Annotated in this window: 20 protein-coding genes and 1 pseudogene; 15 read left to right on the top strand and 6 right to left on the bottom strand. The window is 69.1% G+C overall.

What is annotated here, in order from left to right; all coding sequences use genetic code 11:
* Positions 1-309 precede the first annotated feature (309 nt).
* Positions 310-1200: a TIGR03854 family LLM class F420-dependent oxidoreductase gene (locus AB0M65_RS31315; RefSeq protein WP_364035608.1), complete on the top strand. Its 891-nt coding sequence runs from the start codon at positions 310-312 to the stop codon at positions 1198-1200.
* On the opposite strand, the gene AB0M65_RS31310 is transcribed toward AB0M65_RS31315, so the two are convergent.
* On the bottom strand, positions 1197-2717 hold the full coding sequence (locus AB0M65_RS31310; RefSeq protein WP_364035605.1) for an MDR family MFS transporter: 1521 nt from the start codon (positions 2715-2717) through the stop codon (positions 1197-1199). The genes AB0M65_RS31315 and AB0M65_RS31310 overlap by 4 nt on opposite strands.
* 120 nt (positions 2718-2837) lie before the next feature.
* On the opposite strand from AB0M65_RS31310, the gene AB0M65_RS31305 reads away from it, so the two are divergent.
* The 3 genes from AB0M65_RS31305 to ligD all read left to right on the top strand — a co-directional run bounded on the left by AB0M65_RS31305 (position 2838) and on the right by ligD (position 6590).
* Positions 2838-3980, top strand: a complete 1143-nt coding sequence (locus AB0M65_RS31305; protein WP_364035602.1) for a DUF1015 family protein — start codon at positions 2838-2840, stop codon at positions 3978-3980.
* A 532-nt stretch (positions 3981-4512) separates the two neighbouring features.
* Positions 4513-5592, top strand: a complete 1080-nt coding sequence (locus tag AB0M65_RS31300; RefSeq protein ID WP_364035599.1) for an ATP-dependent DNA ligase — start codon at positions 4513-4515, stop codon at positions 5590-5592.
* Complete coding sequence (ligD, locus tag AB0M65_RS31295) at positions 5589-6590, top strand: non-homologous end-joining DNA ligase (protein ID WP_364035597.1); 1002 nt, start codon at positions 5589-5591, stop codon at positions 6588-6590. Before AB0M65_RS31300 ends, ligD begins: the two co-directional genes overlap by 4 nt.
* A 55-nt stretch (positions 6591-6645) precedes the next feature.
* Here the strand turns inward: ligD and AB0M65_RS31290 are convergent, their stop codons facing one another.
* Both AB0M65_RS31290 and AB0M65_RS31285 read right to left on the bottom strand, forming a co-directional pair.
* Positions 6646-6912 carry a hypothetical protein gene (locus AB0M65_RS31290; RefSeq protein ID WP_364035594.1) on the bottom strand — a complete coding sequence of 89 codons (267 nt, stop codon included), beginning with the start codon at positions 6910-6912 and terminating at the stop codon, positions 6646-6648.
* 280 nt (positions 6913-7192) lie between these two features.
* Complete coding sequence (locus tag AB0M65_RS31285) at positions 7193-8209, bottom strand: GTP-binding protein (RefSeq protein ID WP_364035591.1); 1017 nt, start codon at positions 8207-8209, stop codon at positions 7193-7195.
* 379 nt (positions 8210-8588) lie between these two features.
* Here AB0M65_RS31285 and AB0M65_RS31280 point away from each other — a divergent pair, with 379 nt between their 5' ends.
* The 6 genes from AB0M65_RS31280 to AB0M65_RS31255 all read left to right on the top strand — a co-directional run bounded on the left by AB0M65_RS31280 (position 8589) and on the right by AB0M65_RS31255 (position 12958).
* On the top strand, positions 8589-9791 hold the full coding sequence (locus AB0M65_RS31280; RefSeq protein WP_364035588.1) for a nitric oxide synthase oxygenase: 1203 nt from the start codon (positions 8589-8591) through the stop codon (positions 9789-9791).
* A 101-nt stretch (positions 9792-9892) separates the two neighbouring features.
* Complete coding sequence (locus AB0M65_RS31275) at positions 9893-10399, top strand: flavodoxin domain-containing protein (RefSeq protein WP_364035585.1); 507 nt, start codon at positions 9893-9895, stop codon at positions 10397-10399.
* 40 nt (positions 10400-10439) lie between these two features.
* Positions 10440-10709: a DUF1905 domain-containing protein gene (locus tag AB0M65_RS31270; protein ID WP_364035582.1), complete on the top strand. Its 270-nt coding sequence runs from the start codon at positions 10440-10442 to the stop codon at positions 10707-10709.
* Complete coding sequence (locus AB0M65_RS31265) at positions 10710-11177, top strand: hypothetical protein (RefSeq protein WP_364035579.1); 468 nt, start codon at positions 10710-10712, stop codon at positions 11175-11177.
* A gap of 587 nt (positions 11178-11764) precedes the next feature.
* The gene (locus tag AB0M65_RS31260) at positions 11765-12355 is read left to right on the top strand and encodes a hypothetical protein (protein WP_364035576.1); all 591 of its coding nucleotides are present in this window, start codon (positions 11765-11767) and stop codon (positions 12353-12355) included.
* Between the two features lie 48 nt (positions 12356-12403).
* Positions 12404-12958, top strand: a complete 555-nt coding sequence (locus tag AB0M65_RS31255) for a hypothetical protein (protein ID WP_364035573.1) — start codon at positions 12404-12406, stop codon at positions 12956-12958.
* Here the strand turns inward: AB0M65_RS31255 and AB0M65_RS31250 are convergent.
* Both AB0M65_RS31250 and AB0M65_RS31245 read right to left on the bottom strand, forming a co-directional pair.
* Positions 12930-13628 (bottom strand): Crp/Fnr family transcriptional regulator, encoded by a 699-nt coding sequence (locus AB0M65_RS31250; RefSeq protein WP_364035570.1) that lies wholly within the window; start codon positions 13626-13628, stop codon positions 12930-12932. The two genes, AB0M65_RS31255 and AB0M65_RS31250, sit on opposite strands and share 29 nt — an antisense overlap.
* 75 nt (positions 13629-13703) lie before the next feature.
* On the bottom strand, positions 13704-15128 hold the full coding sequence (locus AB0M65_RS31245; protein WP_364035567.1) for a PLP-dependent aminotransferase family protein: 1425 nt from the start codon (positions 15126-15128) through the stop codon (positions 13704-13706).
* Here AB0M65_RS31245 and AB0M65_RS31240 point away from each other — a divergent pair.
* Positions 15127-16023: a DMT family transporter gene (locus AB0M65_RS31240; protein WP_364035564.1), complete on the top strand. Its 897-nt coding sequence runs from the start codon at positions 15127-15129 to the stop codon at positions 16021-16023. The two genes, AB0M65_RS31245 and AB0M65_RS31240, sit on opposite strands and share 2 nt — an antisense overlap.
* A gap of 63 nt (positions 16024-16086) precedes the next feature.
* The gene (locus tag AB0M65_RS31235) at positions 16087-17262 is read left to right on the top strand and encodes an MFS transporter (RefSeq protein WP_364035561.1); all 1176 of its coding nucleotides are present in this window, start codon (positions 16087-16089) and stop codon (positions 17260-17262) included.
* On the opposite strand, the gene AB0M65_RS31230 is transcribed toward AB0M65_RS31235, so the two are convergent.
* Complete coding sequence (locus tag AB0M65_RS31230; protein ID WP_364035558.1) at positions 17240-18229, bottom strand: putative sulfate exporter family transporter; 990 nt, start codon at positions 18227-18229, stop codon at positions 17240-17242. The genes AB0M65_RS31235 and AB0M65_RS31230 overlap by 23 nt on opposite strands.
* A 71-nt stretch (positions 18230-18300) precedes the next feature.
* On the opposite strand from AB0M65_RS31230, the gene AB0M65_RS31225 reads away from it, so the two are divergent.
* The 3 genes and pseudogenes from AB0M65_RS31225 (at position 18301) to AB0M65_RS31215 (ending at position 20636) form a co-directional block, all read left to right on the top strand.
* Positions 18301-19203, top strand: a complete 903-nt coding sequence (locus AB0M65_RS31225; RefSeq protein ID WP_364035555.1) for a LysR family transcriptional regulator — start codon at positions 18301-18303, stop codon at positions 19201-19203.
* 327 nt (positions 19204-19530) lie between these two features.
* A pseudogene (locus tag AB0M65_RS31220) lies at positions 19531-19821 on the top strand (cbb3-type cytochrome c oxidase subunit I); the annotation flags it as partial.
* Between the two features lie 257 nt (positions 19822-20078).
* Positions 20079-20636, top strand: coding sequence for a bifunctional nuclease family protein (locus AB0M65_RS31215; protein WP_364035552.1), 558 nt, complete (start codon positions 20079-20081; stop codon positions 20634-20636).
* Positions 20637-20755 lie beyond the last annotated feature (119 nt).

Genomic DNA, 20755 nt, shown 5'->3' with positions numbered 1-20755 from the left:
GGTCGTTCTAACGACCCAAAACACTCACGACAACCCGACCCGCTCGGTACCGCCGCCGCCCTGAAGTACATGAAGGACCCCTTCCTTGCGCCTAGCGCAAGGAAGGGGTCCTTCATGTACTTGGGAAGGAATCCTTCACGCGCCGTTGCCGTGGCTGGTGAGGCTGTCGGGGCCAGCGGTGTTGTCCCAGCCAGCCGTAGGTACTTAGCGCACTCTTGGCTCTAGCGACCCAAGACACTCACGACCACCTGGAAGACTGGTACCGGGGGCAGCGGCCCACACCCAGGGCCAAGGTGGAAGGGAGCGAGTGTGGCGGAGGACCTGAAGATCCGGCTCGGTGTCGGGCTGGGGACCGGGACGGCGCCGGAGAAGTTCGGCGCGGCCGTCGATCTGCTGGAGCGGACGGGCATCGATTCGCTCTGGCTGCCCGAGGCGGTGTACTCGCCGAGGATCGACCCGGTCATCGGGCTGACGCACGCGCTGGCGAGGACGGCGAAGCTGAAGGTCGGCACCGGCGTGATGGTGCTGCCCGGCCGTGATCCGGTACTGGTCGCCAAGCAACTCGCCTCGCTGGCCGCGCTCGCGCCGAAGCGGGTCCTGCCGGTCTTCGGCCTGAAACCCTCTCGCGACGCGGAATTGCCACTGTTCCCGGTACCGCCGGGCCGCCGCGCCGCGGTGTTCGACGAGTCGTTGCGGCTGATCAGGGCGTTGCTGGAACAGGAAGAAGTGACCTTCGACGGCGAGTTTTTCCGCGTCGAGGGGGTCGGTCTCGGCATGCCCCCGCTCAAAAGGCTCGACCTGTGGCTCGGCGGGAAGGCGCCGGGCGCGCTGCGGCGGATCGGCAGGCTCGCCGACGGCTGGCTGGCCAGTTTCCTCACGCCGGAGGAGGCTCGAGCCGGCCGCGTGGCGATCCAGAAGGCCGCCGCCGAGGCGGGTCGCGAGGTCGAGGCCGACCACTACGGGATCAGCCTCATCGTCGCCGAGGACGGTATCCCGGACGCGCTCGCGGCCTCGATCACGGCCCGGTCGGACGCCGATCCGTCCCGCTTGATCGCGGGCAGCTGGGCGGCCGCCCGCGATCTGATCGCCGAGTACATCGACGCCGGGCTGAGCAAATTCGTGCTCTACCCGGCCGGGCCGGAGCCGATCGAGCGGTTCGTCGAGAACTTCGTCGAACACGCCATCCCGTTGCAGAACTAGTCGAATTTCAGCTGTTCGGTCCGCCGCGGCATCAGCAGCAGCGCGCCGACACTGAGCACGGCGACCACCAGCATCGCCAGGAAGACGTGGTGCGTGGCGTCCGCGAGGGCGTCACGCACGAACGCCGTCGTCGGGGTCGCCGGGCCGTTGCCCTCCAGGACGACACTGGTCGCGTCGACACCGGATGGCAGGTTCGCGACGCCGTCGGGCGGATTCGCGAACCGGTCGGCAAGGGTGGCGTTCGCGATCGCGCCGAACATCGCCGCGCCGACGGCGCTGCCCAGCGAGCGGCTGAACATATTGGTCGCGGTGACCACGCCGCGGCGTTCCCAGCCGATGGTGGACTGCACGGCGACCAGCGTCGGGCTCGACGCCAGGCCCAGCCCGATGCCGAGGACGAACGCCGCCCCGGCCGCCATCCAGATCGACGAACCCGCCGCCAGGAACACGGTGAACGCCGCACCCGCGACGACGATCCCGCTGCCGATCAGCGCGGTGTCCCGGAACCCGATCCGCATGTAGACCCGGCCCGCCAGCGACGCCGAGATCGGCCAGCCGACGGTCAGCGCCGCCAGCGCGAACCCGGCGACGAGCGCGCCGGTGCCGAGGACGCCCTGCGCGTACGTCGGCAGGTACGAGGTGAGCCCCATCAGCAGCATGCCGACCACGACGGCGATCAGGTTGCCGCCGATCAACGTCCGTTTGGTGAAGATCCACAGCGGGAGCACCGGTTCCGCGGCCTTGCGTTCCACCAGCACGAACGTCACCAGCAGCACCACTGAGACGCCAAAGATCAGCAGGCTCGGCGCGGACGCCCAGCCCCAGGCGACCCCACCCTCCAGCAGGCCGAGGATCAGCAGTGAGCAGCCGAGTGTGAGGAGCGTGGCGCCCAGGTAGTCGATGCGGTGAGAGCGGCGTTCGACGCGCTCGCGGAAGTTCCGGAACAGCATCCACGCGGCCAGCGCGCCGAGCGGCAGGTTGATGAAGAAGATCCAGCGCCAGTCGAGGTACTCGGCGAAGACACCGCCCAGCGTCGGCCCGACCACCGAGGAGATGGCCCAGACACTGGCGAGATAACCCTGCACCCGCGCGCGTTCCTCCACGGTGTACATGTCGCCGACCATGGTCAGAGCGATCGGCTGGATGGCGCCGGCGCCGATGCCCTGTACAGCGCGGGCGGCGATCAGCACCGGCATGCTCCAGGCCGCACCGCACAGCACCGAGCCGAGCAGGAACGCCGCGATCCCGAAGAACATCACCGGGCGCCTGCCGAGCACGTCGGCGAACTTGCCGTACAGCGGTACGGTGACCGCCTGGGTCAGCAGATAGATCGAGAACAACCACGGGAACTGCGAGAACCCGCCGAGGTCGGCGACCACCGAGGGCACCGCTGTCGCGATGATGGTCGAGTCCAGCGCGATCAGGCCGGAACACAGCATCACGGCGATCAGGACGGGGCCGCGTTCCGAGCGGAAACCGACCCCTTCCTTCGCGGTGACCGGGGCCGGAGTGGTCATCTGTGGCGATCTCCTCGGGCTCATGAAGGGCGTCAACTGCTTCGCATGGGTAAGCATTCCATGGAGACACCCGGTCATGGGATCGATTATTTCCGTGAGCTATCCCGCAAAATGGATCGGATGAGCACCTGGATCCGCCCGATCGACCGCGGCTGGGTTGTCCGCGACGCCGTCCCCGGCCCGGATGTCGACGAGTTCGCCGACCCGGTCCGGGTGGTCGACGCGCTCGCCGTCGCCCGAGGTGACAGCCTGCTGGCGGTCCAGCATCCGGCCAGGACCCCGGCCGCGCTGGCGGGCGGCCTGTCCATCGAGGCGGCGCTGCCACAGGCCCGCGCCACCCTCGAAAGCGTCCTGGAGGCGCACTACCGCCCCGTGTCGGCCGTCGTCGCGCCGTATCGCATCGACGGACCGGACGGTGTCGCGCTGGGCGTGCTGTGCCTGGTCGATCCGGCGGCGGTCCGCGACGACGGGCTGACGCGGGTCCGGCACACCGAGGACGTCTACCCGGACGTCGTCGAGGAACGGGCCGCGATGCTCGCCGGGCTCGGCGTCGCCACCAGTGCCGCGATGCTGGTCCCCACGACCGGCGGCCGCGAGTTCACCGCGCTGGTCGAACAAGTCTGCCGTGGGCAGGTACCCGCCTTGTCCACAGTGGACGCCGCGGGCCGCAAGCACGAACTGTGGCTCGCCGGTCCCGGCGACGGGCAGGACGCGTTGCTGGCGGCGCTGGACGAGATGGATCTGCTGGTCGCGGACGGCAACCACCGGGTCGCGGCCGCCGCGGCGTCGGGGCGCGGCGCGCTGCTGGCGCTGGTGACCGGCGGGCCTGGACTGCGGATCGGCCCCATTCACCGGGTGCTCACCGGCACCGGATTCGACGCGGACACGCTGGTGCGGCGCTGGACGGAGGCGGGTTTCGACGTCCGGCCCGGCCCGGCCACCCCGCCCGTGGAGGCGGGGGAAGTGACCGTCCTGGCGGGAGGGTCGGCGCTCCGGGTGGTGCTCGGCAGGGCGGGTGGCGATCACGCCGTCGTCGAGCAGGACCTGCTCCGCGGCGCGCTCGGCGTCGATCCGGACGGGCCGGGGGTGCGGCCGCTGCTGCCGGGCGCACCGGTGCCCGAGGACGCGGACGCGGTGCTGTTGCTGGCCCCGGTCCCGTACGCCGAGGTGCTCGCCGTCCACGCGGCCGGGCAGCGAATGCCGAGGAAGGCCACCTATTTCACGCCCAAACCACGCAGCGGGCTCGTGCTGGCCGATCTCTAGGGCGGGTCTGGCACGCCCTAGATGAGTGATTCCGTGAAGATCGCGTGAGTGCAATCCCGTGAAGGAACCCTTCCCTTAACTGTCCATAAGGGACACCAGTTGTGCCGAATTGTCCGATTGACCGTATCGCCACGCCCCTTCGGTGCGAGCCACGGTCGTGACATACGGCAGCTACAGCGCTTCGCTGAGCTTCGCGTGGTTTTCACGGAATCTTGCCGTCCACGACCACCCGGACCCATACCTGGCAGCCGCCTGTGGTCGCAGGCATGTCTTGAAGGCCCCCTTTGAGACGATCAACGTCTCAAAGGGGGCCTTCAAGACATCGCGGCCGCCCTTGGGTCACGTGGGGTCGTGAGTGCCCTTCGCGACACCCCCGCGAGCGAGTCGGTCCAGGGAGTCGCGAGTAGCAATGAGGGGTAACCAGTCAGGACCCCCTGGTTGGAGTAGCCCAGCCTCCTATCACGGAATCAACCATCTAGCAGGCCGTGTCGTTCCGAGAGCTTTTGTCGGTGGCCCGGCCTAGGATCGGCTCGTGGAACTGCCCGTGATGCCGCCCGTCAAGCCGATGCTGGCCAAGGCCGTGCACGAACTGCCGCGCGCGCCGGGGCTGCTGTACGAGCCGAAATGGGACGGCTTCCGCTGCGTCGTGTTCCGCGACGGTGACGAGGTGGTGCTCGGCTCGCGTAACGACAGGCCGCTCACGCGGTACTTCCCCGAACTGGTGGATCTGCTGAAGGAGGCGCTGCCGGAGCGCTGTGTGGTCGACGGCGAGATCGTGCTGGTCACCGAAGGCGGGCTCGACTTCGAGAAGCTGCAGTTGCGGCTGCACCCGGCGGCGTCCAGGGTGAACAAGCTGGCCGCGGAGACGCCGACGAGTTTCGTGGTGTTCGACCTGCTCGCCCTCGACGACCGCGACCTCACGCCGGAGCCGTTCGGGGAGCGGCGGAAGCTGCTCGAAAGCGTCGTCGACACGAAATTCGCCCGTGTCCACCTGACCCCGCTGAGTGAGGACCCCGACCTCGCCCAGGACTGGTTCACCCGGTTCGAGGGCGCGGGTTTCGACGGCGTGATGGCGAAACCCGCCGACGCGCCGTACGAACAGGACAAGCGGGTCATGTGGAAGGTCAAGCACCAGCGGACCGCCGATTGCGTCGTCGCCGGATTCCGGTGGCACAAGGACGGCGTCGGCGTGGGGTCGCTGCTGCTCGGGCTCTACAACGACGAGGGCGTCCTGCACCACGTGGGCGTCGCCAGCAGTTTCACCGCCGCGCGGCGTCGTGAGCTGGTCGACGAGCTGGCGCCGCTGCGGGAGAACGCGCTGGAGCAGCATCCCTGGCGTGAGTGGGCCGAGGCTCACGAGGAGGCGGGCGGCCGCATGCCCGGCGCGGGAAGCCGCTGGGCGCCGCAGAAGGACCTGACCTGGGAGCCGGTCCGCGTCGAATGGGTCGCCGAGGTCCGCTACGAACATGTGGAGGGTACGCGGTTCCGGCACGGCGGCAGACTCGTGCGGTTCCGCCCGGATCGCGAACCGACCTCGTGCACCTACGCCCAGCTCGAAGAGGTGCCGCCCGCCGAGCTGGCGATGTTGTTCACCGAACTGGGAGAAGCATGAAGTCGGAACCGGTCACGCTCGACCTCGACGGCGTCGAATTCACGGTGTCCAATCCGGGCAAGGTCTACTTCCCGGAGCACGGCGAGACCAAATTGGACCTCGTCGAGTACTACCGCGCCGTGTCGGTCCCGCTGCTGGCGCAGCTCGGCGGGCGGCCGTTGCTTCTGGAGCGTTATCCCGACGGCGCGGGCGGGAAGTCGTGGTTTCAGAAACGCGTCCCGAAAAACGCACCCGACTGGCTGACCACGACCGTGGTGTCCACTCCGAACGGGACCACCGCGGACGCACTCGTGGCGAAGGATCTCGCGCACGTCATCTGGGCGGTGAACCAGGGTTGCCTCGGATTCCATGTCTGGCCCAACCGGGCTGACACGCCGGACATCAGCGACCAGCTGCGGGTCGACCTCGACCCGTCACCCGGCATCGGTTTTCCCGAGCTGCGGCACGGCGCTGTCCTGACGAAGGCGTTGCTGAAGGAACTCGGCATCACCGCGCAGCTGAAGACGTCTGGCTCGCGCGGGCTCCATCTTTATGTGCCGCTGGAACCGAAGTGGGACGGCTACGAGGTCCGCGCCGCGGCCGTCGCGCTCGCCCGCGAACTGGAGCGTCGCCACCCGGAGGAGATGACGGCGCAGTGGTGGAAGGAAGAACGCGGCTCCCGCGTGTTCGTCGACTTCAACCAGAACGCGCCGCACAAAACGGTATTCGGCGCGTGGTGCGTGCGGCCGCGGGTCGGCGGTCAGGTGTCGACGCCGATCACCTGGGACGAACTGGAGACCATCGAGCCCGACAAGCTCACGCTGTCCACCGTGCCCGCCCGCTTCGCCGAACGCGGGGACCCTTGGGCGGGAACGAAACCGCAGTCGATCGAGCCACTGCTGGAAATGTCCCGAAAGGACATGGACAGCGGGCTCATGGACGCGCCTTGGCCACCCGTCTACCCGAAGATGCCCAACGAGCCACCCCGGGTCGCACCCAGCCGGGCGAAGAAAGATTAGTCCTCTGGTTGCGGTCCTTGAGTGTGCAAGTACCGCAACCAGAGGACTGATCGCGTCAGAGCGGCAGGTCGAAGGCGAGTTGTGTGTTCGCGGCGGGTTCGGCTTTGCGGATGGTGCGGTGGCCCGGCAGGGTCGAGGCGCAGCGGGGGCACGGGGCGACGTCGGTGATGGTGAGATCCACCGGCGTCCACAAGCGGGATTCCTTGTCCCCGTAGGCTGAACGGCGATAGCGGAGATCTTCGGAGCGGGTCATCAGATGTGCGGCGGGGGAGTCCTCCGGCAGCGCGCCGACCAGGTACCAGCGTCCGGCGGTGTTCGTCATGGAACTGTCCTCCCGATACAGGTGGTCCAGCTCGAGATTCCTTCCGGGAATCAGTGTCAAGGAGACTCGCCGTGATTGCCGGTATTTCGGCTCTTCGGCGTGTCAAACCGACCACTTAGTGGTTGGTTTTGGAAGTGCTTCGTGGGTGTCGGCGGATCCAGGTTTCCGCTGGGCGTGCGGCCGGAAGGTCCTCGTACCGGGTTGTACTCGGGCCTTTCGGCCGTACGTCCAGCGGGAAGCTGGGCCGTCGAGACCCCGAAGGACTTCCGAAACCGACCACTTAGTCTTGGATGAAACGCAGGACGCGGAGCATGCCCCGTTCGTCCACGGCCTCGGGATCTTCGGCGACACATTCCTGGAGACGCGAGGTGACGGCTTCGGTGTCGATTCCAGAGCCAATCAGCACCAGTTCGCTCCGGCGCGGTTCGCCGGACGGCCAAGCCGACCGTTCCATCTGGACGAACGAACCCACCGTGTGCAGGTCGAACCGCGACCGCGGGCCATTCGGACCGAAGTCGAGGAAGCCCTTGATCCGGTAGAGCCCGCCCGGACGCCCTTCGAGGAAGTCCATCAGCCGGCGCGGGTCCAGCGGCCGGTCGGAGGTGAACGCGACGCTGTCGTACGCGGTGTGGAAGTGGTGCGAGTGGTCGTGCTCCTCCTCGCGGAGGTCGTCGAACGACAGCTGCCCCACACGCTCGCGCGGGCGGGCGTCGAAGAACAGTGCCGGGTCGACGCGCCCGTGGGAGGTCGCGATCACCGGTGTGCCGGGGGCGACCTCGTCGATCGTGCCCCGCAGTTTGGCCAGCGCGTCCTCGTCGGTCCGGTCGACCTTGTTGAGCACGACCAGGTCGGCGAACCCGAGGTGCTCGTCCAGTTCCGGATGACGCCGCCTGGTCTCCTCGAACTCGGCCGCGTCGACGAGTTCGACCAGGCCGCCATAAGCGATGCGGGGGTTCTCGCTGGCGATCATCAGGCGGATCAGGTCGCGTGGTTCAGCGAGCCCGCTGGCTTCGATCACGATGACGTCGATGCCCGCTTCGGCCTCGGAAAGCTTGGCGAGCATGGCGTCGAGGCCGCTCGCGTCGACGGCGCAGCACAGGCAGCCGTTGCCGAACGACATCATCGTGTCGACCTGGCCGGAGACGGCCATCGCGTCGACGGCGATGCTCCCGAAGTCGTTCACCACGACGCCGATCCGCGCGCCCTGGCGGTTGGCCAGCAAGTGGTTGAGCAGGGTGGTCTTGCCGGAACCGAGGAAGCCCGCGACCAGGATGACCGGGATCCGCCTGTCGGCCACGAGTTTCCTTTCCGCCGGGGACTTCCCCGCACTCTAGCGACGGACGGTGCGGGTCATTACACCGGTCCGGGGAAAGAGCGGAAGGGCGGGCAATCAAATGCACTCGAAAGTGTGTCGGATAAAACGATCATAATAGGATCTTGGGGAGCTTGATCGTCTTCCTGTGAGCAATTCGGTGAATCTTCCGCGAAGTCATGAGCAATTCCAAATATTGTCGTCCGCTTGCCTCCTGCCTGCGTGAACGCGGTCCGGAGTGGAGCTTCTGCCATTTGGTGGATAGTGTCCTTGTTTCTGTGGGGTATCGTCTTCCGTCTGGTCTGGACCCGGCCAGCTCGCCGAGCGGGCAAGATTCTCCGGGCATTTTCGAAGTGCAGGAGGAATGGTGATCGTTCCCGCCACCGGCGTCGAATTCGGAGAGTGGGAGGCCGAGGTATCGACGGCCTCCATGCGGGTGACGGATATCCCCCGCTTGCCTCCGGACGCGGGTCCCCAGGGGCGCAGCGTGGATGTCGCCGAGGCCGAGGACTTCCTCCGCCTCTTCCACGACGAGACAGGTGGCGGGGAAGAGCGGCTGCGTGAGCGGCTCGACCGGGTCCGCGCCGAGATCCACGAGACCGGCACCTACCGGCACACCACCGCCGAGGTCGAGTTCGGCGCGCGAGTGGCCTGGCGGAACTCCGCGCGCTGCATCGGCAGGCTGTACTGGCAGGGGCTGAAGGTGCGGGACCGCCGCGACGTCGAGGGTGCCGCCGCCATCGCCGAGGAGTGCGTCACCCATTTGCGTGAAGCGACCAGGGACGGCCGGATCCGCTCGACCATCACCGTGTTCGCGCCGGACGGTCCGGCCGGGCCCGGCCCGAAGATCCACAACGACCAGCTCGTCCGCTACGCCGGCTACCGGCTCACTGACGGCTCCATACTGGGCGATCCGCGCTACGCCGACTTCACCGAGACCGTCCGCGGACACGGCTGGCGCCCGCCCGAGCGCAAGGGCTCCTTCGACGTGCTCCCGCTGCTCATCGAGTCCGAACCGGGGGAGCGGCGGCTGTTCCGGCTGCCGTCCGACGCCGTGCTCGAGGTCCCGCTGTCGCATCCCGACCACCGGTGGTTCGCCGGGCTCGGGCTGCGCTGGCACGCGGTTCCGGCGATCAGCGACATGCGGCTGGTCATCGGCGGGATCACCTATCCCGCGGCACCGTTCAACGGCTGGTACCTCGGCACCGAGGTCGGCGCGCGCAACCTCGCCGATGCCGACCGCTACGACCTGCTGCCGGTGATCGCGGACCTGATGGGGCTGTCGACGGCGTCGGAGCGGACCCTGTGGCGCGATCGCGCGCTGGTCGAGCTCACGCTCGCGGTCCAGCACTCCTTCGACGCGGCGGGCGTGACCGTCGCCGACCACCACACCGAATCGAGGCGGTTCCTCGCGCATATCGCGAAGGAGGAGCAGGCGGGCCGTCGTTGCCGGGCGGACTGGAGCTGGATCGTCCCGCCGTTGTCCGGCGGGCAAACCGCCGTGTTCCATCGTTACTACGACGAACCGGATCCGGCCGCGAGGCCGGCCTTCCTGCCTCCTGGGTAAGCGGCGCTCCATGCGCCCCGACGGGTGAAGGGGTGAGCCGAATGCGGCGTGTCGATGAGCCGGACGGCGGCGCGGGTTGCGGCCGCGCGGACAATGGGGGCATGACCGCAGTGCTCGTCGCCCATGCCGGGAAGACCGGCGGGACAAGGGAGATCGCCGAGGTGATCGCCGCCGAGCTGCGCGAGGGTGGCTTGCTGGTCGACACACTGGACGCCGCCGACGTCGAGGACGTCGAGCCGTACGGGGCGGTGATCGTCGGAAGCGCGCTGTACCGGCGGCGATGGCGACCGGAGGCGGTCCGGCTGCTCACCGAGCACGAAGCGGCACTCCGGCATCGTCCGGTCTGGCTGTTCCACAGCGGTCCCTGCGGGCCACTCGCCGCGGGCAAACGGGTCAGCCTGCCCGCGGGGGTCGCCCTGCTGGCCGCGCGGATCGACGCCGAGCGCACGGCCACCTTCGGCGGCAAGCTGACCTCGGCCACCGCGAGCGGCCTCTGCTGGAAGATCATGGCCGCGGGCCCCTGGGCGGGTGACTTCCGCGACTGGCCCTCGATCCGGGCTTGGGCGCGTGACGTCGGCCGTCGCGTGCGGATCCGCGTCACCCTGTAGAAACGCCGGTTTCGTCGGTGCCCTGTCGTAGGGTGCGTTCATGGACAAACGGTTCACCGCGACACTGTTGAAGAGCCCGGAGAAGGGCGGCTGGACGTATGTGGTCATGCCCGGCTCCGCCGAGTTCTTCGGCACCAAGGGGCTGGTCAAGGTCCGTGGCACCATCGACGGGCACCCGTTCCGGAGCTCGTTCATGGCGCTGGGCGACGGCACCCACAAGCTCCCGGTAAAGGCCGAAGTCCGCAAGACGATCGGCAAGGAAGAGGGCGACACCGTGGACGTCGTCCTGCTCGAAAGGCTGGAGGGCTGAGTGGCCGCGGAATGGAAACCGTCGCCGGTCATCAAGATCTACGAGGCACTCGGCGCGGTGGCCGACGGGCGGGTCGAGCTCGACGGTGACACAGCGCGCGTCGCCTCGTCGGACAAGGCGAAGACGTACGACGTGCGCCACGATCCGGCGGCGGGGTCGATCACGGCCAACGACAACGGGTCCTATTGGCAGGGCTATCTCGGCTATCCCGGCATCGCGTACCTGATGGAACGCGGCGAGCTCACCTACGAGCGCGCGCTCGCCGACGAGCTGGCGGGCGTGCCGTGGAAGGAACTCGCGACGCGGTACCGCAACGACTGGGCGAAGGTCGAGAAGCACGTCCGCGACGACCTGTCCGGGCGTGGGGTGGACCTGGCGAAGTTCGACGCCGGGCTCGCGGAGATCTCGGGGCAGTTGGAGAAGCTGGCGCTCACCAAGCTTTCCCCTCGGCTGCGGCCGCCGAAGTAGGCCACGCTGACCGGACTTCCGGACCCGCCACTCACGACCAACGTGCCCGAGGCGTGTACCGCTGTGGTTTCGGCGAGGCGAGCGTGCTCCCAATGCGGCATTGGAGACGCTGAGTGTCCCCAATGCGGCATTGGGGCCGACACCTTTGTGTGACCCTCTAGGATGTCGCCGCGGTCATTGCAGAAACCGGCACCGCCTTTGCGCCCTTCCGCGAAAGCGAGCAGTTCGCCGTTGCCCGCTTTGACCACGGCGGGGATTCTGAAGCAGTCGTAACCCTTCTGTTTTCTCTTTGTACACCACCATGTTTCCGGCGGCGGCGGGTGCGGCGAGAGAAGCGGCCGGGGTGGCGCCGACCGCCGCGAGTGCGACGAGGGCCGCGAACAGGCCCTGCGCGACGCGAGAGATCTTCACGGGAGTGCTCCGTCCTGGATTCGATTCCGGGGTGACGGGAGACGAGCCTCCTTCCCCGTCGTACAAGCCGCGTACAACCGGGTTTCGCTTTGTGTGTCAGGTGACGCAGAACGGGAGCCCGTTCCCTGTCAGAGTTTCTTCAGCCGGCCACGGCGCGACAGGGTAAGGGGAGCCGCATGAAGGTGAACGATCCCGAGGGGCGTAAGTGGGAGATCATTCGCCGTTTCGCGCCGTGGCGCCGGTGGGTTCAGCCGTTCGCTCCGCTCTCCGGCGGTTACCGGCACTACAAGATCACCGCGGACTGGACGCTGTACAGCAAGGACTTGCCCGAGGAGCACGACGACGGACCCGTGCACAAGGTGGCCGTCGGACTGTTCGGCCTGCTGATCCTCCTGCAAGCGCTCGCCGAATTCCCGATCTATGTGCTACTGGGACTGTGCCTGGTGCCGTTCCTGCTGCTGGAGATGCTGTGCCAGGGCGTCGCGGGGATCGTCACGCGGGCCGTCCGGCGGTTTCGGAACGCGCCGGAGCGGGTCGACGTCGCCGGCTGGAACAAGGACAAGGACGGCCTTGTCTCGCTGACGATCCTCAAGGTCCACAGCGAGCTCGCCGAGCCGTTGGCCACCGAACTGCGTGGCCTGTTCCGTGACCGGATCATGTTCGATCCGGGTGATCCAGCGGTGCGAGAAGTGCTCACCCGCTTCGGTGTGCGAGTGGAGAAGCACCGCACCCTGCTCCGCCGCCGGACTGTCGGAATCGCCGCATGACGACGGGCGATCTGTGTCAGGATCCCCTCACCGGTGAGGGGGAGAACGATGCGCGTGACCGATGTCGGCGGCGGCGAGTGGCTGATCGTGCGCCGCTTCGCGCCGTGGCTGCGCCGGATCCGTCCGTTCGCGATCGTCACCGAAAGCGAGCGGTACCGCGAAGTGTCGTTCACCCGTGGCCGATACACCGCCGAAGCACGGCTCGGTTTCGAGGACTGGCTGATGCTCGGATTCGCCGGCGTGCAGGCGACCGGGCTCGCGCTGGTGCTGTCCCCGGTTCTGCTGGTCGAAATCGCCGCTTGGCTGCTGGCGGGTTCCGCACTCTGGCTGGTCAGGCTGACCGGCCTGGTCCGTGCCCGTGTCGACCTGATCGCCCCGCCGCCCGCCGTGCGCAGTCTCGCGCCGGTGCGGGTCCTTTCGGTCCCGCTGTCCGCCGCGGACAGGCTGGCCCGCGAACTCGCCACCCTCATCGAGACCACGCCGGATTTCGACCCGGAGAACGAACCGCGCGTCCGGAAGCTGTTCTCCGCCACCGGCGCTCGTGTCGACCGGCACTTCGGCCTGCGGTGGCGGCTCAGTGGTCGTCGGGTGCCAGCTGCCTGAGGTCGTGCAGGCTCCGGACGACCAGCCGCTGGCGTCCGGTGCTGAGCAGCCCGTCGGCGCGCAGGGTCCGCAGCGTCCGCGCGACGGCTTCGCGTGACGCGGACGCGAGTCCCGCGAGGTCACGCTGGCTGATCCGCAGTGCGATCAGGGTGCCGTCGGGAACGGGGACGCCGTACCGCTCGGCGAGGTCGACCAGTATCGCGGCAATGCGTTCGGCGGCGGTGCTGTCGCCGAATTCGGTACGCCGCGAGTTGGCGTAACGCAGGCGGGAGGTGATGATCCGGAGCAGCACCACGGAGATCCCGGCGTGCTCGCGGAGCACGGAGTTGAACGCACGCGAGGACAGCCACAGCCCGCTGACCGGTTCGACGGCGACCGCCGTCGCCGAGCGCAGGCTGCCGTCCATCGAGGCCATCTCGCCGATGATGTCGCCCGGATCGCGGACGGCCAGCACGGCGTCGTAACCGCCGGTGGACACCGACGTGATCTTGACCCGCCCGGTCATCAGGATGAGCACCCAGTCCGAGCGGTCACCCTCGCGGATGATCACCGTCCCGGCCGGGTACCGGCGCAGTTCGGCCCCGGCGCGCAGCGCCTTGCGCTGGACGTCGTCGAGCAGTTCCCAGAGCCTGCCCGGCCCGTCGTGCGGTTCCGCCGCCGGCTGTGTCATGCCTGTTATTCGCCTCCGTGCGCGATGGTACGAGCACAACCCACCGGCCGCTCAGGCAGGCCCAGGTCACCACACCTAGCCGGAGAATTCGTGGTACGCCTGGGAAAGCCGCCGGATACCGTCTCGCACCTGCGCACTGGTCGCGGTGCTGACGTAACTGAGGCGCAGATACGGCCCCGGCGACTCGGCGGCGAAGTAGATCTTGCCGGGTGCGACCGCTACTCCGGCGCGAAAAGCGGCGCTGGTCAAGGACACTTCGTCGGCGGATCCGGGCAGTGGCTGCCACAGGTGATAGCCGCCGGTCGGCACCATTACGGCGTTCCAGGACGGCAGGAATTCCCGCAGCGCGGAGGCCGCGACGTCACGCCGTTCCCGCAACGACGCGGCAAGTGTCCGCAGATGACGTGCCCAGGCGGGAGAACTCACCAGCTCCAGCGCGGTTTCCTGCATGGGCCGCGGCACGAAGAAGCACTCGACGGCGTGCAGCCCGCGCAGCCGTTCCAGCGCCGGGCCGCGGGCGGCCAGCGCGCTGATCCGCAGGCTCGGCGACGCCGGTTTCGTGAGCGAGCGGATGTGCACCACGACGCCGTCGGGATCGTCGGCCACCAGTGGTGGCGGGGGAGGAGGGCTGCCGGGATGCGCCATCCGCCGGGCGAAATCGTCCTCGATGACGAAAGCCCCGGCGTCCCGCGCGATCCGCAGGACCTGGGCCCGTCGTTCGGTGGACAGCACCGCGCCGGTCGGGTTCTGGAACGCGGGCTGGCAGACGAACAGCCGGGCGCCGGTGTCGCGGAAGGCGTCCGCGAGCAGATCGGTCCGGACGCCGTCGCGGTCGATCGGCACCGGTACCGGCCGCAGCCCCGACGCCCTGGCGATGGCCAGCACTCCCGGATACGTCGGGGATTCCACCAGCACCGGCGCGCCGGGGGCGCCGAGCGCGCGCAACGCCGTGGTCAGCGCGCTTTGCCCGCCCGCGGTGACGAGGACGTGCTCGACGTTCACCGGGCCGCCGATGTCACGGGCGAACCAGGCCCGCAGTTCGGGCAGCCCGCAGATCGGCGGCCGGGTCCAGGCGCCGGGACGGCGTCCGGCGCGGGCCGAGGCCGCCGCGAGTTCCCGTTCCGGTTGCAGGGTGGGATGTGTGTAGCCGCCGTTGAGGTCGATGACGCCCGACGGCGGATCGCTCAGCGCGGCGAGTACCCCGCTCGCGTCGATGGCGCGGGTGCCGGCCTGTGCGCTGAGCGCCACCTCCTGCCACGAGACGTCGCCGGTCACCACCGACACGCGAGGCGGCGGCGCGCGGAAGACGCCGGCGCCGGGACGAGTGATCACCAGGCCTTCGGCGACCAGTGCGGAGATGGCGCGCGACACCGTCACCGGGCTCACCTTCAGCTGCCGGACGAGCTCGCGGCTGGATGGGAGCTTTCCTTCGATTGGATAGCGCTCAAGCTCGACCCTTAGCTGTGTTACCAGGCTGGTGACGCTGCTACCATCGGACATGAGACTCGATGATAGCGCTATCGCGGATCGGGCAGTAGCGGTCCGCTCCGGGACCGCGCTGGCGGCGCTGGGTATCTTCGCCTTCTCCTTCACGTTTCCCGCCACCGTCTGGGCACTCCAGGGCTTCGGTCCGTGGACCGCTACCGGCGTGCGCAGTGTCCTGGCCGCACTGGTCGCGGCAGCCTGTCTTCGCGCTTTCCGGGTCCCGTTCCCGAAGCGCGAGCAGTGGCGCGGCCTCGCCGTGGTCGCCCTCGGCTGTGTCCTCGCGTTCCCCGTCCTCACCACGCTCGCCCTCCAGACGTCGTCGACGGCGCATTCCGCGGTGGTGATCGGGTTGCTGCCGATGGCCACCGCCGTCATCTCGTCCAGACTGACCGGGCACCGGCCGTCACGCCGGTTCTGGGTCGCCGCCGCCGTCGGCGCGAGCGCGGTCGTGGTGTTCACCGTGAGCCAGAGCGGCGGCGGACTGTCCACAGCGGACTTGTTCCTGTTCGGCGCGCTCGTGCTGTGCGCGTTCGGATACGCCGAGGGCGGCAGGCTCGCCAGGGAAATGGCGGGCTGGCAAGTGATCGGATGGGGACTGGTCTTCGCGCTGCCGGTCACCGCCGCGTTCGCCGTCTTCGGGTTCGCCACCGAGCCACTGCACGTCACCGGCCAGGGGATCGCCGGCCTGCTGTACGTCTCGCTCATCTCGCAGTTCGGCGGATTCTTCGCCTGGTACCGGGGGATGGCCGAGATCGGGGTCGCGCGGGCGAGTCAGCTGCAACTCGCCCAGCCGTTGCTGACGCTGGTGTGGGCGGTCCTGCTGCTCGGCGAGCAGTTGCCGGCCGCCGCGCCGGTGACGGCGTTGATCGTCGTCGGCTGCATCGTGGTGACCCAGCGGTCCCGGAGCTAGCGCCTACCTCCACGTCGCGATTCCGCCAGACCGCGGTGTCCGCGCGGTGATGGGCTGAGGCGTATGACCGCCTCGACCCTCGACACCTCCGCCCGGACCCCGCTGAAGGGATGGCTCGCCGTCCTCGCGGTGACACTGGGGATCTTTTCCCTTGTCACCACGGAGATCCTGCCGATCGGCCTCCTGACCCCGATCGGTGAGGATTTCCGGATCTCGCCGGGGACGGCGGGCCTGACCATGACCCTGCCCGGGTTCCTCGCCGCGCTCGCCGCACCGGCCGTCACCGTCGCGGCCGGGCGGCTCGACCGGCGCGGTCTGCTGTGCGCGTTGATGGCGGTGCTGGCCTTGGCCGATCTCGTCGCGGCGACCGCGCAGGTCTACTGGGCGGTGCTGGCTTCGCGAGTCCTGGTCGGACTGGTGATCGGCGCGTTCTGGGCGATCGGTTCCGGACTCGCCACGCGGCTCGTCGGCCCCGGACGGGCGGGCACGGCGACCGCGGTGATCTTCTCGGCCGTACCGCTCGGCTCGGTCCTGGGTGTCCCGGCAGGCACGTTCGTCGGCGAACTGTTCGGCTGGCGGGCGGCGTTCGCCGTGATGGGCGTCTTCACCCTCGCCGTACTCGCGGCGTTGGCGCTGTCCCTGCCGCCGCTGCCGTCGGCGCGGGCCACCCGGCTCGACGTCCTGCGCGAGATGACACGCGGGCGGGCGACCCGGCTCGGCCTGCTCGTCACGGTGCTGGTCGTCCTCGCCCATTTCGGGACCTACACCTACGTCACTCCGCTGCTGCGCGACGTCACGCAGGTGAGGCCGGAGCTGATCACGGTGTTCCTGCTGGTCTACGGCACTGCCGGGATCGCGGGTAACTTCGTCGCGGGGGCCACGATCGCCCGCGACCTCCGCCTGACCTTCCTGACCGCCGCCGGGTTGATCGGCGTCGCGACCTTGGCGCTGCCGTTTCTCGGCGGCTCGAAACCCGGCGCGCTCGTGCTGCTGGTCGTCTGGGGCTTCGCTTACGGCGCCGTCCCGGTCTGCTCGGGAACGTGGTTCGCCCAGGCGGCACCGCACGCACCCGAAGCGGCGTCCGTGCTGTTCACCTCGTCGTTCCAGGCGACGCTCTCGGCGGGCGCGCTGCTCGGCGGGTTCGTCGTCGACTCGGTGTCCGTCCCGGCCGTGATGGTCGCGGGCGGGGTGGTCGCGCTGCTCGCGGCGGGCGTCCTCAGCCGAGCACGGACAGCGTGACCAGCGCGGTCGTCCCGACCAGCAGGGTGGAGAGCAGCCCGAGCAGCAGAGCGCGTCCGCCGGTGCGGACCAGCGTGCCGATCCGCACCGCGCAGCCGAGCCCGAACAGCGCTCCGGCCAGCAGCAACGTGCAGGTGACCTTGGCGAGGTCGAGTGCGAACCCCGGCACGATCCCGGTGCTGCGCACGGCGGCCATCGCGAGGAAACCGAGGACGAACAGCGGGACCAGCGGCGGCCGTTTGCCGTCGAGGGGACGGTGGCGTTCGTGCACGCCGACCGCGGCGACCATCGGGGCCAGCAGGACCACGCGGCTGAGCTTGATCACGATGGCGACCGCGACGGCGGCACTCCCGGCCGGGGTGGCCGCCGCGACGACCTGCGCGACCTCGTGCACGCTGAGCCCGGCCCATTCGCCGATCCGGACCGCGTCGAGGCCCAGCCAGCTGCCGAACAGCGGGATGGCCGCGATGGCGAGCCCGCCGTAGAGGGTGACGAGCGCGACCGCGGTCGCGACGTCGGAGTCCTTCCGTTTGACGACGCCCTCCATGGCGGCGATGGCCGACGCGCCGCAGATGGAGAACCCGGTCGCGACCAGCATCGCCAGGCCGCGCGGCACACCGAGCAGCCTGCCGAGGCCGATCGTGCCGAGGAACGTGATGCCGACCGTGAGCACGACGGCGATGAGGGTGCCGGGGCCGAGGTCGAGCACCGCCGGAAGCGAGAGTTGCAGGCCCAGCAGTACGACTCCGGCGCGCAGCAGTTTCTTGGTGACGCCGGAGATCGCCTTGCGTGTCTCGTCCGAAAGCGCGGGAAGTGAACCGGCCAGGATGCCGAGCACGACGGCGACGGTGAGCGCGCTGACGACCGGGACCGCCGTGCCGGCCAGGTACGCGACGGCCACTCCGATGGCGGTGACGGCCAAGGCGGTGAGGTAGGGATGGGTCCGTCTCGCGTGCGTGGTGCTCATGCTTCGAGCCTCGCCCGGACAGAGCGGCCTCGGTAGCCGGGAATACGAGGGGTAGGTCATAGACTTGGGCTATGACCACACCCGATCTGGACTCCCTGCGCCTGCTGGTGCTCGTGGACGAGCTCGGCAGCATCGGGCAGGCCGCGGCCAGGCTCGGGATCGCGCAGCCGTCGGCGAGCAAACGACTGTCCACAGTCGAACGCCGCCTTGGTCTGGTACTGGTCGACCGCACGCGCCGAGGGTCCGCGCTCACCCCCGACGGCCGGGTCATCGCGGGCTGGGCGCATCGCGTGCTGTCCGAACTCGACGGTCTGCTCGACGGCGCCGAAGCGCTCCGCACCCAGCACGAGGCACAACTCCGGGTCGCGGCGAGTATGACACTGGCCGAGCATCTGGTCCCCGGCTGGATCGGCGAGCTCAAACGCTGGAATCCGGGACTGTACCTCGGACTGCAGGTCACGAATTCCGACCAGGCCGCCGAACTGGCCAGGGAGGGCAAGGTCGACCTCGGGTTCGTCGAGTCACCCGGCGCGCTGCCCGGTCTGTCGTCGAAGCGGGTCGCCACCGATCACCTGGTCCTCGTGGTGGCCGGAAGTCATCCGTGGGCACGCAAACGCCGCCCGCTGACCGCCGCCGAACTGGCGATCACTCCGCTGGTGGTCCGGGAACCCGGTTCCGGGACCAGGGAAACCGTGGACACCGCACTGCGCAAGGCCGGCGTCGGCCCGGCGAAACCGTTGCTGGAACTGGGTTCGGCGTCCGCGGTCCGCAACGCCGTGATCGCGGGTGCCGGTCCGGCGGTGATCAGCGAACTGGACGTCGCCCGCGACGTGGCCGACCACCGGCTCGTGCCGGTCGCTGTCGAGGGCGTCGACTTCGGCCGGGAACTGCGCGCGGTATGGCCCGCCGGTCGGCGGCTGGCCGGTCCGGCGGCGGCCCTGTTGGCGCTGGCCGTCCGTTCCCGGCGGGCTTGACGCGGAATACGCTCGGTCTTCGTGTTCTCGCGGCCGCGCGGGGGTTTACCGGGGTCGACGGGATCCGGACCGTAGGCGGTGTCGTGGGGCCGGTGGGTCCTGAGGGTGCTCGTGGTGCCGCCGGTGCGGCTGTGGTTCGGCCGCGACGGCGGCCGATCACCTGGAGTCTTTACTCGGCTAGCCCTTGAAAAGCCCGCGTGTAGGGACTCTCCTGGAGGGGTATCAGCTTTCCGAGAGCGTGCCGCCGTGCTGGGAGTCGTCGTGACCACAGTAAGGACAACGCAGAAACCGCAGGCTGTCCGGTTCGGTGGAAGGAGCCGGGCCCCCATGGGCGGCGTGTTCCTCAACGTCGTCCGGACCACCGATCACAAGACGATCGGGTTGCTCTATCTCGGTACCTCGTTCGCGTTCTTCCTCATCGGCGAATTCATGGCGCTGCTGATGCGCGGCGAACTCGGCGGGCCGGGGCTGCAGTTCCTCTCGCAGGAGCAGTACAACCAGCTGTTCACCATGCACGGCACGATCATGCTTCTGCTCTACGCGACGCCGAACCTGTTCGCCTTCGCCAACTACATCCTTCCGCTGCAGATCGGGTCACCCGACGTCGCGTTCCCCCGGCATTGGCTGGGCAGCGAAGGAATGCCGCGCCGCTACGCCGATTACCTCACCTCCGACGGATTCACCACGATTTCCACGATCGGCGCGTTCCTGCTCGGCGCGTCGGTGCTGCCGTTCATCTGGAACGGCGTCCGCAGCTACCGGTTCGGGGAGGTCGTCGTGGTCGACGACCCGGCGTTCGAACTCCACTATCCGCAGATGGTCTCCCGGCTGCGCGCCGAGGGCACTCCGGCCGACCGAAGGAATGAGGTACGCGCATGATCCCGATGGACGTCGAAGGGATGGCAGTCCTGGCTCCGGAAGCGGCACCCGTGATGTTGCTGCGGGAGCGGGAAGGCGAACGCCGCTGGCTGGCGATCACGATCGGCGGCCCCGAGGCGAGCGCGGTGGCGCTCGCGCAGGAGAAGATCCAGCTGCCGCGTCCCGGCACGATCGAACTGATCGGCCAGGTGGTGGAGTCGTTCGGCCACCGGGTCACCGGGGTCGAGGTCACCGCGCTGCGGGACGGGATCTTCTTCGCGGACCTGGTCATGGACTCCGGTATCCGCGTTTCGGCGCGGCCGAGCGACGCGGTCGCCATCGGCTTGCGTGCCGGCGTGGTGATCAAGGTGGCCGACTCGGTACTGGAGGTCGCTTCGGTGCGGGTCGAGATCGTGGGAAGCGGACCCGACGCGGAACTGCCGACGGTCCCGTCGGATCCGGTCGAGCAGGAGCGGGAGGTCAAGGAGTTCCGGGCGGCTTTGGACCGGATCGCGCCGGAGGACTTCGTGGACCCGCCGTCTGATCCCGACCCGCCCTCCGCCCCGAACGACTGACCCTCGCGGATGTCATGAGGGGTCCCCATAGGGGGCAAAAATTTTTATTGGGTGGGCCGGATACAAAAGGGAGGGGCGGGGGGGGGGGGGGTGGATTTCGAGCGCCCCGGGGAGGGCGG

The sequence above is a fragment of the Amycolatopsis sp. NPDC051071 genome (assembly GCF_040682875.1).
Classification (GTDB): Bacteria; Actinomycetota; Actinomycetes; order Mycobacteriales; family Pseudonocardiaceae; genus Amycolatopsis.
This window is presented reverse-complemented; position numbering and strand designations above follow the sequence as displayed.

Excerpts from the sequence above, each read along its gene's own strand:
- AB0M65_RS31270 (WP_364035582.1), top strand. The coding sequence starts at position 10,440 with ATGGACAAACGGTTCACCGCGACACTGTTGAAGAGCCCGGAGAAGGGC.
- AB0M65_RS31255 (WP_364035573.1), top strand. The coding sequence starts at position 12,404 with ATGCGCGTGACCGATGTCGGCGGCGGCGAGTGGCTGATCGTGCGCCGC.
- AB0M65_RS31230 (WP_364035558.1), bottom strand. The coding sequence starts at position 18,229 with ATGAGCACCACGCACGCGAGACGGACCCATCCCTACCTCACCGCCTTG.
- AB0M65_RS31260 (WP_364035576.1), top strand. The coding sequence starts at position 11,765 with ATGAAGGTGAACGATCCCGAGGGGCGTAAGTGGGAGATCATTCGCCGT.
- AB0M65_RS31290 (WP_364035594.1), bottom strand. The coding sequence starts at position 6,912 with ATGACGAACACCGCCGGACGCTGGTACCTGGTCGGCGCGCTGCCGGAG.
- AB0M65_RS31215 (WP_364035552.1), top strand. The coding sequence starts at position 20,079 with ATGATCCCGATGGACGTCGAAGGGATGGCAGTCCTGGCTCCGGAAGCG.
- AB0M65_RS31275 (WP_364035585.1), top strand. The coding sequence starts at position 9,893 with ATGACCGCAGTGCTCGTCGCCCATGCCGGGAAGACCGGCGGGACAAGG.
- ligD (WP_364035597.1), top strand. The coding sequence starts at position 5,589 with ATGAAGTCGGAACCGGTCACGCTCGACCTCGACGGCGTCGAATTCACG.
- AB0M65_RS31280 (WP_364035588.1), top strand. The coding sequence starts at position 8,589 with ATGGTGATCGTTCCCGCCACCGGCGTCGAATTCGGAGAGTGGGAGGCC.
- AB0M65_RS31250 (WP_364035570.1), bottom strand. The coding sequence starts at position 13,628 with ATGACACAGCCGGCGGCGGAACCGCACGACGGGCCGGGCAGGCTCTGG.
- AB0M65_RS31240 (WP_364035564.1), top strand. The coding sequence starts at position 15,127 with ATGAGACTCGATGATAGCGCTATCGCGGATCGGGCAGTAGCGGTCCGC.
- AB0M65_RS31225 (WP_364035555.1), top strand. The coding sequence starts at position 18,301 with ATGACCACACCCGATCTGGACTCCCTGCGCCTGCTGGTGCTCGTGGAC.
- AB0M65_RS31235 (WP_364035561.1), top strand. The coding sequence starts at position 16,087 with ATGACCGCCTCGACCCTCGACACCTCCGCCCGGACCCCGCTGAAGGGA.
- AB0M65_RS31245 (WP_364035567.1), bottom strand. The coding sequence starts at position 15,128 with ATGTCCGATGGTAGCAGCGTCACCAGCCTGGTAACACAGCTAAGGGTC.
- AB0M65_RS31305 (WP_364035602.1), top strand. The coding sequence starts at position 2,838 with ATGAGCACCTGGATCCGCCCGATCGACCGCGGCTGGGTTGTCCGCGAC.
- AB0M65_RS31310 (WP_364035605.1), bottom strand. The coding sequence starts at position 2,717 with ATGACCACTCCGGCCCCGGTCACCGCGAAGGAAGGGGTCGGTTTCCGC.